Origin of the sequence: Mucilaginibacter sp. SG564, assembly GCF_013149275.1 — a bacterium.
Classification (GTDB): Bacteria; Bacteroidota; Bacteroidia; order Sphingobacteriales; family Sphingobacteriaceae; genus Mucilaginibacter.
In genome coordinates this window covers 175,954-192,077 of record NZ_JABGNA010000011.1, presented here as the reverse complement: position 1 = coordinate 192,077, position 16,124 = coordinate 175,954, and the positions used below count along the sequence as shown (strand labels likewise).

General features: G+C 43.5%; 12 protein-coding genes. 8 read left to right on the top strand and 4 right to left on the bottom strand.

The window, feature by feature from the left end; all coding sequences use genetic code 11:
* Positions 1 to 16 precede the first annotated feature (16 nt).
* Both FHW89_RS23110 and FHW89_RS23105 read right to left on the bottom strand, forming a co-directional pair.
* The gene (locus FHW89_RS23110; RefSeq protein ID WP_172337417.1) at positions 17 to 808 is read right to left on the bottom strand and encodes a helix-turn-helix transcriptional regulator; all 792 of its coding nucleotides are present in this window, start codon (positions 806 to 808) and stop codon (positions 17 to 19) included.
* Between the two features lie 161 nt (positions 809 to 969).
* Positions 970 to 1,353, bottom strand: a complete 384-nt coding sequence (locus FHW89_RS23105) for a helix-turn-helix domain-containing protein (protein ID WP_172337416.1) — start codon at positions 1,351 to 1,353, stop codon at positions 970 to 972.
* Positions 1,354 to 1,466: 113 nt separating this feature from the next.
* Between FHW89_RS23105 and FHW89_RS23100 the strand changes: the two genes are divergently transcribed.
* Positions 1,467 to 2,876, top strand: coding sequence for an MFS transporter (locus tag FHW89_RS23100; protein ID WP_172337415.1), 1,410 nt, complete (start codon positions 1,467 to 1,469; stop codon positions 2,874 to 2,876).
* 518 nt (positions 2,877 to 3,394) lie between these two features.
* Positions 3,395 to 4,513: a Gfo/Idh/MocA family protein gene (locus FHW89_RS23095; RefSeq protein ID WP_172337414.1), complete on the top strand. Its 1,119-nt coding sequence runs from the start codon at positions 3,395 to 3,397 to the stop codon at positions 4,511 to 4,513.
* Between the two features lie 185 nt (positions 4,514 to 4,698).
* Here FHW89_RS23095 and FHW89_RS28885 read toward each other — a convergent pair whose 3' ends face one another.
* On the bottom strand, positions 4,699 to 5,481 hold the full coding sequence (locus FHW89_RS28885; protein ID WP_253952307.1) for an alpha-L-fucosidase: 783 nt from the start codon (positions 5,479 to 5,481) through the stop codon (positions 4,699 to 4,701).
* A 5-nt stretch (positions 5,482 to 5,486) separates the two neighbouring features.
* Positions 5,487 to 6,047: an alpha-L-fucosidase gene (locus FHW89_RS28880; RefSeq protein ID WP_253952306.1), complete on the bottom strand. Its 561-nt coding sequence runs from the start codon at positions 6,045 to 6,047 to the stop codon at positions 5,487 to 5,489.
* Positions 6,048 to 6,163: 116 nt separating this feature from the next.
* Between FHW89_RS28880 and FHW89_RS23085 the strand changes: the two genes are divergently transcribed.
* From FHW89_RS23085 to ligD, 6 genes are all read left to right on the top strand, one after another.
* Positions 6,164 to 7,345, top strand: a complete 1,182-nt coding sequence (locus FHW89_RS23085) for an ROK family protein (protein ID WP_172337413.1) — start codon at positions 6,164 to 6,166, stop codon at positions 7,343 to 7,345.
* 42 nt (positions 7,346 to 7,387) lie between these two features.
* A complete protein-coding gene (locus tag FHW89_RS23080; RefSeq protein ID WP_172337412.1) occupies positions 7,388 to 10,699 on the top strand; it encodes a SusC/RagA family TonB-linked outer membrane protein in 3,312 nt (1,103 codons plus the stop codon).
* Positions 10,700 to 10,717: 18 nt separating this feature from the next.
* The gene (locus FHW89_RS23075; protein ID WP_172337411.1) at positions 10,718 to 12,316 is read left to right on the top strand and encodes a SusD/RagB family nutrient-binding outer membrane lipoprotein; all 1,599 of its coding nucleotides are present in this window, start codon (positions 10,718 to 10,720) and stop codon (positions 12,314 to 12,316) included.
* Positions 12,317 to 12,670: 354 nt separating this feature from the next.
* Positions 12,671 to 13,441 (top strand): Ku protein, encoded by a 771-nt coding sequence (locus tag FHW89_RS23070; protein ID WP_172337410.1) that lies wholly within the window; start codon positions 12,671 to 12,673, stop codon positions 13,439 to 13,441.
* Between the two features lies 1 nt (position 13,442).
* Positions 13,443 to 14,090, top strand: a complete 648-nt coding sequence (locus FHW89_RS23065; RefSeq protein ID WP_172337409.1) for a DNA polymerase ligase N-terminal domain-containing protein — start codon at positions 13,443 to 13,445, stop codon at positions 14,088 to 14,090.
* A gap of 20 nt (positions 14,091 to 14,110) precedes the next feature.
* The gene (gene ligD / locus FHW89_RS23060) at positions 14,111 to 15,937 is read left to right on the top strand and encodes a DNA ligase D (RefSeq protein ID WP_172337408.1); all 1,827 of its coding nucleotides are present in this window, start codon (positions 14,111 to 14,113) and stop codon (positions 15,935 to 15,937) included.
* Positions 15,938 to 16,124: the final 187 nt, after the last annotated feature.

Below are 16,124 nucleotides of genomic sequence, written 5' to 3'. Positions count from 1 at the left end.
ACCCGACAATCTGAAATTAACGAGGAAACTCCGAAGCGCTTTTCAGATACTCCAAAGGCGTATAATTGGTAAATTCTTTAAACGTACGGATCAGATGGCTTTGATCTGCATATCCGCTTTCAAAGGCCACATCGGTCATCTCTGTGAACTGATTTTGGCTGAGCTGTTGCAGGGCAGAATGAAACTGGCATATCCGGCTGAAAGTTTTGGGCGATACACCCACATGGAATTCAAACAGTCGTTGTAGGGTACGCTCGGTAACAAAAAGCTCTCCCTGAACCTGGGTAAGCGATATCAGGCCTTTACTCTTTTGTATAGCCTGTGTGGCAAATGCAATAGTGTTGTTTATGCCTGGTTTATACCGATCGGCCAATTTAAGCACATAGTTATTCATTAGCTGCAAACGCTTACCCAGTGTCATGGCATTCAGGAGCTGCTCTTTCAGACTTATGGAACGGGCCGGTTCAGAAAAATTAAGATCGATGCTGATATTGGTCAGTTCTTTAGCATCGATGCCAAACAAAGCCTTAAGCATATGCGGATACAAGAAGTAAGCTATAATGATCACATATCCGCGGGTGTGCAGCTCAATTGGTTTGGTGTTTTGACCGTAGAGCACAAGACTGTCCATGTTTTTTGGACTATTGAGCAATAGGCCCGTATCTGTTATCTGGAACGTGATACTCGGGTAACTATTGGCTATCAGCGGTAACACGGCTTCCCGGTAAATGTTGTTATTTTCAATCACCACGATGTTGCTCACATAAGCAGCAACGGATGGATGAGGGATAATAGCCTGTGTTTTCATTCCAGGATAAATGTTTCAATTGGTATCTGATCAACTAATTTACGTATATAAACCAAAATCTTATCATTTACCTTTGCAGATCACCGTCTTCTGCCTTGCCCGGTTCGTCAAGCAGTTGTATGGCCGATGTGGGCCCCAGATCAGGATCGCCGCATATAATATTAAAGCAGCGTTTTCTTCATCTGGCAATAATTATTACCCCAGTCGCACAAGGCGTCCATAATGGGTATCAATGTTTTGCCCAGCTCGGTTAACTTGTACTCTACTCGCGGGGGCGATTCGGCATAAGCTGTTCTGAGTAGGATGCCGTCGCGTTCCAGTTCTTTGAGCTGGGCCGTGAGCGTGGCTTGCGTAATATGGGGCATCTTTTTACGCAATACACCAAAGCGCATCGGACATTCTTCCCTCACTTTATTGAGCAGCTTTAGTTTCCACTTTCCACCAATAATGTCCAGTGCATTTGTCATGGGACAGTTATCTTCTAAAAAAAGCTCATTTTCTGCTTTTATAACCAGCTGATCGTCATCGTTAGTATCATTTTCCATACTTGGTATCCTCCATCAAACTACTTGTGAGCCTCACATCTCCCTCTCATCTTTGAATCGTAAAGTTAACAAAATCAGGCTTAAAGCCGGTTAAATTCATTTATCTGCAAATTATGAACAAGCCAATTTCAAGGTGGTTCCTGCTCATCATCCTCTCGTCGTCGGTGTTTTTATCGGTGATCGATATCTTTATTGTCAATGTGGCCATCCCCTCTATTAAAAGGGGTATACATGGGTCCGACAGTGATATCCAGCTGGTTATTGTACTATACCTGCTGGGCTATGCCGCCTTCCTGATCACCGGTGGCCGGGCAGGTGACCATTATGGTAAAAAGAACGTTTTTATAGTATCGATGCTACTGTTTATCGTTACTTCCTGCCTTTGCGGTTTTTCACAAACACCCTGGCAGATCAACACCTCACGTTTTTTACAGGGAATAAGTGCCGCATTTATGATCCCACAGGGTATTACCTATATCCAGGTGCTTTTTCCGTTGCATAACGATCGCATTCAGGCCCTGGGTATCTATGGCAGCGTAGCCGGTACTGCCTCCGTGATAGGGCAGTTTTTAGGAGGATTATTACCCGATGTCCATTTTTTGCTGGACGGCTGGCGACTGATTTTTCTTATTAATCTACCTCTTGGGCTGGTTGCAGTGATACTGGCGGCCATATTCCTGAAGGATACCAAAACCATCAAAAAATCCAGGTTTGATCATTCGGGTGTTGGTTTGCTAACCGTGGCATTGATTGCGCTCATTTATCCACTGGTGCGCGGTCCCGAATTGCACTGGCCCTGGTGGAGCTCAGCATCCATCGGCATGTCACACATCCTGTTGTACCTGTTTATCGTTAACCAGCGCAGAAAACTACATACTGGCCCGGAACCCCTGGTTGATGTGCGCCTGTTCAGTTTTAAAGATTTTAATATTGGCCTTTGCGCCGTGCTGTTTTACTTTATGGTACAGGACACCTATTTTGTGATCAACGTTGTTCTGTTTCAGAATGGCTTTGGCATCAGCTCGTCAGAGACGGGGATATTCTTTGTTTTCCAGGGTGTCGGGTATGTGGTGGCCTCTTTGTTATCCCTTCGCCTGGTACCACGTTATGGTAAACGGGTATTGCAGGTTGGCGTTTTTATCATGATTGGTTCGCTTCTGTTCCATTTATTGTTTTTCAATTCGGGAAATATCAGCAGGTATTTACTATTACCCATACTTTTTATTTATGGCACCGGCTGCGGATCGGTATTGCCATCGTTGTTAACCATGGCTCTCAAAAGTATCCCTACCCATTTTGCCGGGGCGGCCTCCGGCACTTTCTCCACCGTTCAGCAAACCGCTATTGCTTTGGGGATAGGGATTGTGGGTGGTGTGTTTTTTTTCAAGCTGGCCGGTAATACCAGTTTGGCCGGATACGTATCGGCATACAGGTTGGCCACGGGTATCAATATTTTTTTGCTGGGTGTGGTGAGCCTGTTTCTTTATTTGCTGCCTGGCAAACCAGGGGAAAGTAGACACTGAAAACTTTTTAAACCTTAAATTTTAACACTTTTTTGCTCAAAAACGAGGTGAAAACGTATCAGTTTTGGTCATTTTAACTAAACCTTAACGCCATTTTAACACTTTTTAACAAATTTTCGGCATGCTTTTAAAGGTTTAAAAAGTATTAATTTATTAATTGTCAAATAGCTAAATAAAAATCAGTTGATTTTTGGCCTTTTTTGCTCCTTATGCAAACGGCCCGGTTCTCGTTGTTTAGGAGAGAACCGGGCCGTTTGCATACAAATATACTAAAATAAAGGGAGATTCCGAAAGCCGTAGGCCTGGCAATTCATGTGGTAAGAGCAAGGAAAAGCGGTTTTTTTGTACCTCGTAATGACACGTGGATAAATCAGCTTCTTTACCGCCTGCTGCAGAGAGGGTAGGCCAGCGAGACGTTGACAAGGCGGCGAATGGATGAAAAAAACATTTCCAATGTTTTAAGGGTTTTACAAAAAAGCCTAAATTGTAATCGATTACGAACCTTAAAATCATTGCCTATGAATTCGCGCCGTGACTTTTTACAGAAGCTGGGGATCTCTGCCCTGGCTTTACATCTGGCCCCGCTTTCGGGATGGGCCAACAGTAAAAACAATACCGAAGCTCCTTACGAGGGCCGCGTACTCCGTGTTGCCATTATGGGGCTCGGAGGCTACGGCACCCGGGTAGCCGAAGCCATGCAATCATGCACAAAAGCCAAACTGGTTGGCTTGGTGAGCGGTACACCTTCAAAAATTAAGGACTGGCAAAGCAAGTACGGCATCGCCGAAAAAAATTGCTACAATTATGAGAATTTCGACAGCATCAAAAACAACCCAGATATTGATGCGGTTTATGTGATCACACCCAACGCGTTACATCACGATATGGTATTACGGGTGGCCAAGGCGGGTAAGCATGCCATTTGCGAAAAACCCATGGCCGTAAATGCCAAAGAAGGACAGGCTATGGTAGATGCCTGCAAAAAAGCTAATGTGAAATTGCTCGTAGGCTACCGCATGCACTTTGAACCCAAAACGCTCGAGGTGATCCGGATGCGCAATAGCGGCGAGTTTGGGAAGATCTTGTTTTTCCAGGGACAGTGTGGCTTTAAAATTGGCGATCCTACCCAATGGCGATTGAATAAGCAACTGGCAGGTGGGGGCTCTATGATGGATATTGGTATTTACGCAATCAATGGTTCGCGCTATATGACCGGCGAAGACCCTGTTTGGGTTACCGCCCAGGAAACCAAAACCGACCCCGTGAAATTTAAGGAAGGGGTTGACGAGACTATTCAATTCCAGTTCGGTTTCCCAAGCGGAGCAGTAGCATCCTGCCTGTCAACCTATAATATGGATAACCTCGACCGCTTTTTCCTGGATGGGGAGAAGGGTTTTGCCGAGCTACAGCCATCTACAGGTTATGGCCCCATACAAGGGCGTACGCACAAAGGCGAACTTACGCAGCCAGTTACTACACATCAAACCGTACAAATGGATGAAATGTCGGCCATTATTTTTGATAATAAACAACCCGTAGTGCCCGTGAACGGGGAGGAAGCGGTAAAGGACTTAAAGATCATTGATGCCATTTACCAGGCAGTTAAAACTGGGTCAAAGGTGACTATTAGTTATTAACCCTGGCGAAATATATTTATTGCTGAGCTGTTAGGGAAATAAAAACCCGTCATTGCGAGCGTAGCGTGGCAATCCCCGATGGGCAGAGCCGCCCTGTATTTTAGGGATTGCCACGCTACGCTCGCAATGACGTGGTGATGATGTGGTCTTACCTAGCAAGACCGTGATGAATTTTTGCTAACGTTTTACTCATTAGTCAAAAAGCCACCCTTGCCCCGGTAAAGATCAAGTTTGCCATTCAATTCAACTTTTATTACGGACATATACTTGTCCTGAAGGTTTTCGGGGATAGTGATGAAGGTTAGGCCTGGCACAACGCTCCAGGATATTTTGCCAACAATTTTATAGGTGAGCGGTGCATCGCTGCCCAGTACGCATACTTTTTTAATGCTGTTTTTTAAGCCTTTTATCAATACCGGTGCGCTGGTTTTGGCTGGCACGAACAGGTATAAGATTGTTGAATCTTTTGATAGGGTACTTGCGCCATAATAATGACCCTGTGGCATTCCGGCAATGGTATTAAAAACGCCTTCGCCATTTTTTTTGTTCCAGGCGCCCAGTTCTTTAAGCAGGTTTACTTCTTCCGGAGGGATGCTGCCATCACCTTTAGGGCCAATATCCAACAGTAAATTTCCACCGTAACTAACAGCATCAGTAAAAATGCTGATGATCTCATAAGGGGTTTTAAAGTTTTTGTCCTGCGGCTGGTAACCCCAGTTATCATTAATGGTCATGCAAAGTTCCCACCATTTGTAGACCGGTCTGGATACCGGGAAGTTTTGTTCGGGTGTATCATAGTCGCCATAACCCTGTAAGCGTCCATTGATGATGGTATTGGGATTGTAACCTAACAGTTTTTGCCGTACCCCGGTGGCGTCCCATTCTTCGGCACTGTGTTCCCAGTCGCCATCAAACCACCAAAGGTCGGGATTGTATTGTTTGGCCAATTCATCCAGTTGCCCGTTCATAAAAGTTAAATATTAGCCCATTTAGCAGGCTTGTCTTTTACCTGGTAGCGGCTGCTGTCCTTTAAAAAACCTGGATAATCGGCGTGGCTCCAATCTATCAGCGAAAAATAGGCGCCTGCTTTTATACCGCGTGCGCGCAAGGCATCATACAGTGGTTTTAACAGGTCCCGTTTAGCAGGAGTTTTCTGCACTACGTTCAGCGCACCGTATTTGCTGTTCCATAAAGCTACGCCATCGTGGTGTTTGGTAGTCATTACCGCGTACCGGGCACCACTTTCCTTAATCAGGTCGGCCAGTTCATTAGGTTTATACTGGCTTGCCGTAAAGCCTTTTAACTGGCTCATATAATCGGGATAGCTGATCTTTTTGTTATGAAAGCTCCAGCTTTCATCTATCCCTTTTACGGAGTAAATGCCGTAATGAATAAATATGCCCAGCTTGGCATCGGCAAACCATTGCATTTTTTGTTTGATCTCATCGGGGGCTACGCGGTGTTGTGCTTGTGCATAACCCGTGTACAATATGGTAAACAATACCACAAGCAGGTGTGATAACTTTTTGAACATTTTCAAAAGTAATTATTAAGATTATAAACTATTACTAAACTTTTTAAAAAAATTAAAAAGATTTCTTTTTTAATTAAATTATTTTTTTTAAATATGCATATACAACCTCCTGCTATATGCTTTTTAAAAATATTGATCTGATTAAAGCGCTGTATTACAGTAAGACAGCCTCGCTAGCCGACCTGAGTATTGACACGGGCAGAAGCATTCCGTATGTAACCAAAGGGGTAGCCGATTTAGTCAAGTTAAATATTGTAAAAGAGATTGGCATAAGAACATCAAGCGGTGGCCGTAAACCTGCAACCTACTCTTTGATAGCTGATACCGGATATATCATCTCGGTGGGCATGAACCAATTTGTGACACGCATTGTGATTGTGAACATGAACAATGAGTTTGTGGGCGATGTACAGGAATTTGAGCTGAAATTGAGCGACAACAGCAATGCTATTCATTCGCTTATAGCACATATCAACGCTACCGTTATTAAGTCTGCTTTGCCACATGATAAATTTTTGGCTGTAGGTATTACAATGCCAGGGTTTATTGACGCTTTTCAGGGTAACAACCTAAGTTTTCTCAAATCTCCCGATGAAACCTTAGTGACTTATATTGCCAGACAGGTTAAATTACCCGTATTTATCGAAAACGATTCCACATCTATAGCTCTTGCCGAGCAAAAATTCGGGCTACCTATCGCCCGTAATAATTCCATGATCATTAACCTCGGTTGGGGTGTTGGTTTAGGAATGATCATCAATAAAGAAATATTTAAGGGACATAGCGGCTTTGCCGGCGAGTTTAGCCACTTACCACTCCACAAAAACGGAAAGCTATGTTCATGCGGTAAACAAGGCTGTTTGGAAACGGAAGCATCTTTGCTGGCTATTGAAGCCAAAGCTACCGAAGGCTTAAAGCAAGGGCAGGTAAGCAGCCTGGTAAAATATGATACCATATCGGCCGATAATATTATTGATGAAGCACTTAAAGGAGATGCCTTTGCTGTAAAAATAATTTCCGAAGCTGCTTATTTCATTGGTCAGGGTTTGGCTATCCTGTTGCACCTGATGAATCCCGAAAGTATTATTTTAAGCGGAAAGGGCAGTGTTATAGGCAAACTATGGCTTAGCCCCATTCAGCAGGCCATGAATGAGCATTGCATACCGCATTTAACCACCTACACCCAACTTGCGGTCTCTAATCTGGGTAACGATGCGCAACTGTTAGGGGGCGTAACCACCGTGATCGAAAATCTGTACAAACTTAGTCCGCAGGCCAATATTTCCGAACCTGCATAAGCACACCTAAAGGTCTTTTTTTAACTCAATTAATTAATTTTCATGCAACAATTTTATCTAAACTTGAAAAAGTGGGTGGTCCTGCTACTGCCTCTTTTTATCTCGGCAAACGTATTTGCCCAAACAAATGTTACGGGAGTGGTGCGCGATGACACCGGCCCATTACCCGGTGTAACTGTGGTAATTAAGGGCACAACCACGGGCACGCAAACCAATTCGAGCGGTGCTTACAGCATCAAAGTAACCAAAGGCGCGGTGCTAAAATTTTCTTCTGTAGGTTACGCTGCAAAAGAAGTTACCGTTGGCGATAATGCCGTGATCAACGTAACATTGGCCACCGGGCAAGGCGAATTAAACGAGGTAGTAGTTACTTCGTTTGGTATTAAGCGCCAGGAAAAATCGCTGGGTTATGCTACCACAACGGTTACCGCAAAACAACTAACAGAGGCCGGTAATACGAACTTTGCTTCCGCATTGTATGGTAAGGCTCCGGGTGTTAAGATCACTACAGCTCCGGGTGGTTCAAGCAGTGCCGTAAACGTACAGATACGTGGTATCAACTCGCTTAACTATAATACCCAACCGCTGTATGTGGTGGATGGTGTTATCATCCGTAACAATAGCGAGGCCGGCGCCGGCGGTTCAAATAACGACGGTTACTGGTCTGACCAGCGTATCAGGGGTAATGGTATCCTGGATATCAATCCACAGGACATTGAAAGCCTTACCGTATTGAAAGGCGCAAGTGCTACAGCTCTTTACGGATCTGATGCGATGAGCGGCGCTATCGTTATCACAACCAAAAAAGGTTCTAAATCAAGAGGTCTTGGTGTTGATTTCAACTATGTTGGTACTGCCGAGCAGGTTGCTTTTACACCAAATTTTCAAAACGTTTATGGCCCTGGTTATGATCGTGCAACCAATCTTTCCGGTGGTTTTACCGAAGATGGCTGGTTAGCCGATCCAAATTCGCCGTCAGGTTTCAGGCCGCGTTTTAGCTCATACGCGCAATTCGGTCCTAAAATGGAAGGCCAGAAGATCAGATGGTGGGATGGTGAGATCAGAGATTATACGCCACAACCCAATAACTATAAAGACCTGTTTCAAACAGGATATAGCTCAAACGCCAATATTGCTATCTCCAACCAAACAGATAAGGTTAACTACCGCTTATCGGCAACCCGTTTGGATTATACCGGTATACAACGCGGTCAAAAACAGCAAAAAAACTCATTTAACTTAAACACAACAGTTAAGTTAAGCGACAAAATAAGTACAGACATCGTTGCCAGCTATGTAAATACTTTAACACATAATCGTCCGTACCAGCTTGGTCGTGTTTTAGCCAACTTTGGCGGCTTTTTAAACCGGTCAGAAAAAGCGGATGTATTACTGGATAATTATCAAACCTCAGCTGGATACAAGTATGTAACCTTGGCCAACCAGCAAAGGAACCCATCCGAGGCTTTTAAATACAATATGAGTGGCGCGGATATTATGGATTTCTTCTGGACCCAATTAAAAAACAGCGAAGATGAAACCGAAAACAGGTTGATCACCAGCGCTACCTTAAACTGGGATGTAATTAAAAATCTGAAGTTCCGTGGTCGTATAGGTAGTGATTATACCGGTCGTAATACCGAATCGCAACAATATAACGAGTATCCAACAGCATTTAACGGCGCGTCAAGTACTGGTTACTATGGTGTTAGCAAAGCACAATATTCTACTACTTATGGGGATTTATTGTTAACCTATTCGCCAAAACTGACTAATGACCTGAGCATGTCTGTAAGCGGTGGTTATACTTCGCGCAGCGAAACCTATCTTGATCAGTCATCAGGTACCAACGGTGGTTTAGTAACCGAAAACTTCTTTTCTATAACAAACTCATTTGGTGTGGCAAATACAACCGCTACACGGGGGTATCAGAAAAGTCAGGCTTTTTTCGGTGTGGTAAACTTTAACTATAAAAACTACCTATTTTTAGAGGGTACTGCCCGTAATGAGTCGGCTTCAACACTTCCTGTAAAAAATAACACCTATTTCTACCCATCTGTAAATGGTGGGTTTGTATTTTCAGACGCGTTCATATTACCCGAATTTATCAGCTATGGAAAACTAAGGGCTTCATATGGTGTGGTTGGTAATAAGGCGGCAAGATATGTGCCGAACGTACTGTACAATCAATCATCGTTACAAACACAAAACGGCTCTGTTACCCAGCTTACTATTGATGGTACCTATGGTAACCTGCAGTTGAAACCCGAGATGAAATATGAGCAGGAGTATGGCCTGGAGACCCGTTTCCTGAAAGATCGTTTAGGTTTTGATTTCACCTATTATACCAATCAGGTCAAAAACGTAATTATGGCACTGAATGTAGCGCCAACAACTGGTGCTTCGAACATGTTAGCCAATGCCGCTACTTTACATAGTGATGGTTTTGAGGTTGCCTTCAATGGCAAACCGATAACCGGTAAATTTGGTTGGGATGTGCGTTTGAACTTTGCCATTAACCGTTCTAAAGTAAATAACCTGGCCCCTGGTTTTGACAGGCTTACTTTCTACACAGGTGATCAATCAGCATTATTGGTTGTGGCCCAGCCAAATCAACTTATAGGTAACATATTGGTTTACCCGATAGCAAGAGATGCCAACGGCAACAAGATTGTGAACAGTGATGGTTTGTATACCATTGATAAGTCAAGATATGTAGATGCAGGTAATATACAACCTAAAGTTATAGGTGGTATAGCCAATACTTTCAACTACAAAGGATTTTCACTTGATGTATTAGTTGATTACCGTTTTGGTGGTAAAATGGTATCAAACCCATTAAAATACGGTACTGCTGCAGGTATGTACGAGAGTACCCTGCAATATCGTGATGAAGCACACGGGGGTTTGGCATACTATATTGACGGTAGCGGTAACAAACACTTAGGCGCGGGGCCAAGCGGTAGCAAAACTTATCATGATGGCGTTGTACTGGAAGGCGTAAATGACGGCGGACAGAAAAATAGCACCATTGTTGACGCGGCTACCTATTACTTAAATACTTACGATTGGGGCGAAAACTCCGTGAACGAAAACGCGGTATTTAAAAATAACTACATCAAATTGCGCGAAGTAGTGTTCGGGTACAAACTGCCTGCAAGCGTGAATAAAGCGCTGCACTTAAACAACTTAAGGTTCTCTTTAGTTGGCAGAAACTTATTGTATATATACCGCACACTAAAAAATCTGGATCCGGAAGCGCCAATCGGCGACAAATGGTATAGGCAGGGTGTTGACGAAGGTTCGTCACCGGCTACCAGGAGTTTTGGATTCTCATTAAACGCGAATTTTTAATCGGACAAGTTATTAATTATGAAAAAGAATTTTAAAAATATAGGATACGCGTTTTTGGTAGCCTTATCATTAGGAAGCTGCAAAAAAAGCATCGACGAAAAATTTAACAACCCCGAAAAAACAGCAACGGTAACTATCCCGTACATGTTTACGGGTATGCTGAACAATACACGGGTAAGGGCCGAGTACTGGCATTACAGAACGTTTGTATTAACCGCCACGGCCTATTTTTCACAAACATCATATTTGCCAAATACTAACACTGTATATCAACCCAATGACGGATATATGGGTAGTCGCTGGGAGGATTTTTATCATCCCAATGGATCGGCTAATGGCCCAATGGCTTTGTACCGTACCATGGAAGTTAATTATAACCTGATGTCGGCTACAGATAAGGCAAATAATGATGTGATCATGAACGCTGCCCGCGTAACTTTATACGAGCAGGCATCGCAAATGGTTGATTGCTGGGGTGATATTCCGTTTAGCGAGGCTGGTAGCCTGGAAACAAGCGCAATAGTTAAAAACCCTAAGTTTGATGATCAGATAGCGCTATACAAAAGCTTTATTGCCGGTTTGGATGCTGCTTCTACTTATTTCAAAACGGCCACTTTATCAGGTCAGGCAAGTAAGTCATTTACCAATCAGGATATTTTATTGGGTGGCAGCGTTGATAAATGGAGACGCTATGCCAATTCTATCCGTTTGCGTTTGCTGATGCGTATGTCTTTTTATGACGAAGCAGGATCAAAAACTGAAGTGTTGAAAATGTTAGCCGACCCCACATCATACCCATTAATGGATGGTGGAAACGTGGCCAATTACAGCCCGGCAGCAACAGATGCTTTGCTTACCCCATTGACTACCTACACCGGCTCATTACAAAATGCGCTTACAGAAGGCAGCAGCAATGGTGCGCCCGACTACATGCTGAATACAGTAATGAAGCCAGCCAATGACCCAAGGATACCTGTAATATTTGACAAAGGTATGAATACCACCGATCCTAATCACCCGGTTCCTAATAAGGATTATAAGGCGCAACCTGTAAACACGGGAAGTGAGGACGCTTCAACAAATTTTTCGGCATTTGCTGTTGTAGATTCAACCACGTTTTTAACCAACAATAAGCTTCCGGGCATTGTTATTACTGCACCAGAAGTGAATTTTCTGAAAGCAGAGGCTTTTGAACGTTGGGGTGGCGGAGATGCCAAAGCGGCTTATGAAACCGCGATAGGTCAGTCTGTTTACTTCTATTTTTACCTGAACAGCCTGGGTACAGGTGTTAAACCAATTTTGAACCCGGCAGATATTACCACTTTCTTAACCGCAGCCAATGTGGCTTATACCGGCTCACAAGCCGATAAACTGGCAAAAATATGGGTGCAGAAATGGGTTCATTTTGGATTTATGCAAGGTACCCAGGCCTGGAGCGAATACAGACGTACCAAATACCCTGTGTTAACTTTCCCAAGCGCGGGTAAACTAACCAATTATACTACACCGCCAACCAGGTTAGTATATCCGAGTATCGAAACCGGTTTTAACACCAATTACAATACGGTGAAGGCTAAAGATACCCGCACAACAAAAATATTCTGGGATGTAAAGTAATAGTTGATTAAGAGGTGGCTCGCCATGGTGGGCGCCTCTTTTTTACTGATTTTCTATACTAAAGAGGCTGTATCATCAATCATGATCAGCCTCTTTTTTTTGATTACTCAGATACGTAAGCGACGGATAGCCTTGTAGGTTGAATTGATTAAACTACTAAAAAGTGGGTTTACATGGTTTACATAATTTAGGGTTTACATTGATGTATATAGTTTATAGTGAGATAGTTAATTGTTTTTTTTTAAGAAAAAGTGTAAACCCACTTTGTAGCCTCTATTGTTGAATGATTTTATTTTGATGCAAACCAGGCAAGGTAAATTGGGTTATACTATAAATACGCTTAAATATTTTAGTATGAGGGCAATATGGAGAGGGGCTATCGGTTTTGGACTGGTGAGCATCCCAATAAAGTTGTATTCGGCTGTGCAAACAAGTTCCCTTGACCTGGATATGCTGGATGGCAGGGATCATTCCCGGATCCGTTACCAGCGGGTTAACGAGCAAACGCACAAAGAAGTGCCGTATGACAAGATCGTTAAAGGCTATAAGCTTAAGGACGAATATATAATAGTGGAAGAAAGCGACTTTGCCGACGCGGCTCCCGAAAAAAGCAAAGTGATCGAGATCGAGAACTTTGTGGATATGGCCGACGTCGATCCCATGTATTATGAAACGTCCTATTATGTCGAACCTGATATCCCTTCTAACAAAGCTTATGCGCTCTTGGTAAAAGCCATGCTCAAATCGGGCAAGGTGGGTTTGGCTCGTTTTGTATTGCGCAATACCGAAAGTTTATGCATTGTTCACCCATCAGATAACGTGATGCTAGTAACCCGTATCCGTTTCGCGCAGGAGATCAGGCCTACTGATGATTTAAACATCTCCGATGATGTTGGTATCACCAAAAAAGAACTGGATGTAGGTTTGGCATTGATCAAGCAATACACCGAGCATTTTGACATCTCCAAGTTTAAAGATGAGTATAATAGTGAACTGCTCAATATTATTAAGGCCAAAGCCAAAGGAAAACGGCCAACCATCAAAAAATTGAAACCACATAAAACCACCAGCGATGACCTGTATGAGCAATTGATGGAAAGTTTACAGACCAAGAAAGGGGCATAAGATGAGCTTAACGGATTATATCAAAAAACGCGATTTTCAACAGACTACCGAACCTAAAACAGGTAAAGGCAGTGGTAAAACCCTCTCGTTTGTGGTACAACGGCACCATGCCACCAGTTTGCATTATGATTTCAGGCTGGAACTGGATGGCACCTTAAAAAGCTGGGCTGTGCCAAAAGGCCCATCCATGAATCCGGGTGACAAACGCCTGGCCATGATGGTAGAAGATCACCCGATTGATTATCAGCATTTCGAAGGCATCATCCCAAACGGTAATTATGGGGCAGGGGTAGTGCTGATCTGGGATCACGGTACCTACGAATCGCTGGCCGAATCACGGGCAGATGATGTAAAGACTTTAAGAGCAGGCTTAAAAAGCGGCAACCTGAAGTTTAAATTAAACGGCGAAAAGTTGCAAGGCGAATTTGCCCTGGTGAAACTGCACAATGCCGAAAATAATGCCTGGCTGCTGATCAAGCATAACGATGAATTCGCTGTAAAAAAGAAATACAGCAGTGAAGATTTGGTACCTGCCGATATTAAAAAAATGCGGAATAATAAAAACGGCGAAGCAACCGCGTTACCGCATCTTAAAGAGAAAGAGGTCAAAAAAAAAAGTCCAGCCCCCAGAAGCAGGAAAAGCGTTTAGTTGAAAAAGCCTATACGCCCATGATGGCCAAATTGGAGAGCAAAGTTTTTGATCAGAAGGGCTGGATCTATGAGCGTAAACTGGATGGTTACCGGGTCATCGGACACACAGGAAAAGGAGCAAAACTGATCTCGCGGAACGGGATAGATTTTAGTGAGAAGTATAATAAAGTAATAGACGCGCTCAGGCAAATAGGTCAGGACGCCATACTGGATGGCGAGCTGGTGATTGAGGATAAAAAAGGCCAAAGCCGTTTCCAGGATATTCAGCATTATGAGGGCGATAGCGCCAACCTGATCCTTAAATATTATGTATTTGACCTGTTGAACCTGAAAGAACATGATCTGCGTGGGCTGGAACTGGTAAAACGCAAGAAATTATTGCAAACGCTGATTGAACCCTTGAACAGCAACACCATAATTTACAACACGCATATAGAAGGCAATGGGGCCGGTTTGTTTAAGAAAGCACTGTCGCTGGGCTGGGAGGGAATCATCGGTAAAGATGAAGAAAGCACATACCACAGCGGCAAACGATCAGACAGATGGCTGAAATTTAAATCGCGCAACTCGCAGGAAGCCATTATTTGTGGTTATACCGCGCCATCGGGTTCGAGAAAACATTTTGGCGCTTTGGTATTGGGTATTCGTGAAGGTGCTAATATCAGGTATATTGGCAATTGCGGCACAGGTTTTAATGATACCGGCTTAAAAGAGCTGTACGGAAAGTTACATTCTTTGGAAACGGATGAAAAGCCGTTCAAAGAAAAAGTTAATCAAAGAAGTAAAGTTACCTGGCTGCGGCCAGAATTGGTTTGCGAAGTTTGGTATGCTGAATGGACAGCAGATGGCCATTTAAGACAACCTGTTTTTAAAGGACTACGCGCAGATAAAGAAACAGAGAACGTAATTATGGAAACACCAGAAAAACAAATGGCCGACGATGAAACTATTGCATTTGGCCGTACAAAATTAAAAGTAACCCATCTGAACAAAGTTTTCTGGAAGGAGGAGGGGATAACTAAGGGCGAGTTGATCAACTACTATCAGCACATGGCCGACTGGATTGTGCCCTATTTAAAAGATAAACCTATTTCTATGCGCCGCCAACCCAATGGTATTGAAGATGGTGGATTTTTTCAGAAGGACGTAGATGTAACGCATTTACCCGACTGGATAAAGACCGAACCATTGCACTCTGAAAGCAATGATAAAGATATCAACTACATCATCGGGAAGGATGCTGTTACTTTGCTGTATATGGTAAACCTGGGCTGTATTGAAATAAATCCCTGGTTAAGCTCCTACAAAAAACCGGACAACCCGGAGTTTGTGGTGATTGACCTTGACCCTCATGATGTGCCGTTTACTGAAGCGGTAGAAGCCGCTTTAAAAACCAAAGAGATCTTTGATCGCATGCATTTGGATGTTTTTATCAAAACTTCCGGTTCAAAGGGCTTGCACATTTATTGCTACCTGGGGGCAAAATATGATTACGATTTTGTAAAAATGTTTGCCGAGTACACGGCCAGCCTCATCCACCAGGAACTACCGGATACAACCAGTATAGAAAGAAGTCCCGCTAAAAGAAAAAACAAGATCTATATTGATTTTCTGCAGAACAGACGCGGCCAAACGGTAGCCTGCCCATATTCTGTACGGCCCAAGCCGGGGGCAACGGTTTCGGCACCCTTGCACTGGCATGAAGTGAATGATGAGCTTAAACTATCCAACTACACAATTTATAACATGGCAGATAGAGTAAAGAAGATCCAGGACCCATGGAAAAATTTGACAGCCAAGCCCGGTGATCTGAGAAAAGCGCTTGAGTTGATAAAGGGGAAATAGCTTGTTAGCCGGTGGTTTGTCGTGATAACACCGACCATAAGCTAATGAACTATCCATGTCATTTCGAACGAGGTACGAGGAGAAATCTTTTGCGCCATGCAATTGAAGCTTTGCATGGCGCAAAAGATTTCTCCTCATCCCACCACGTTGCCCCTCGCTGTTTGTCGAAATGACATAAGTGTTTATT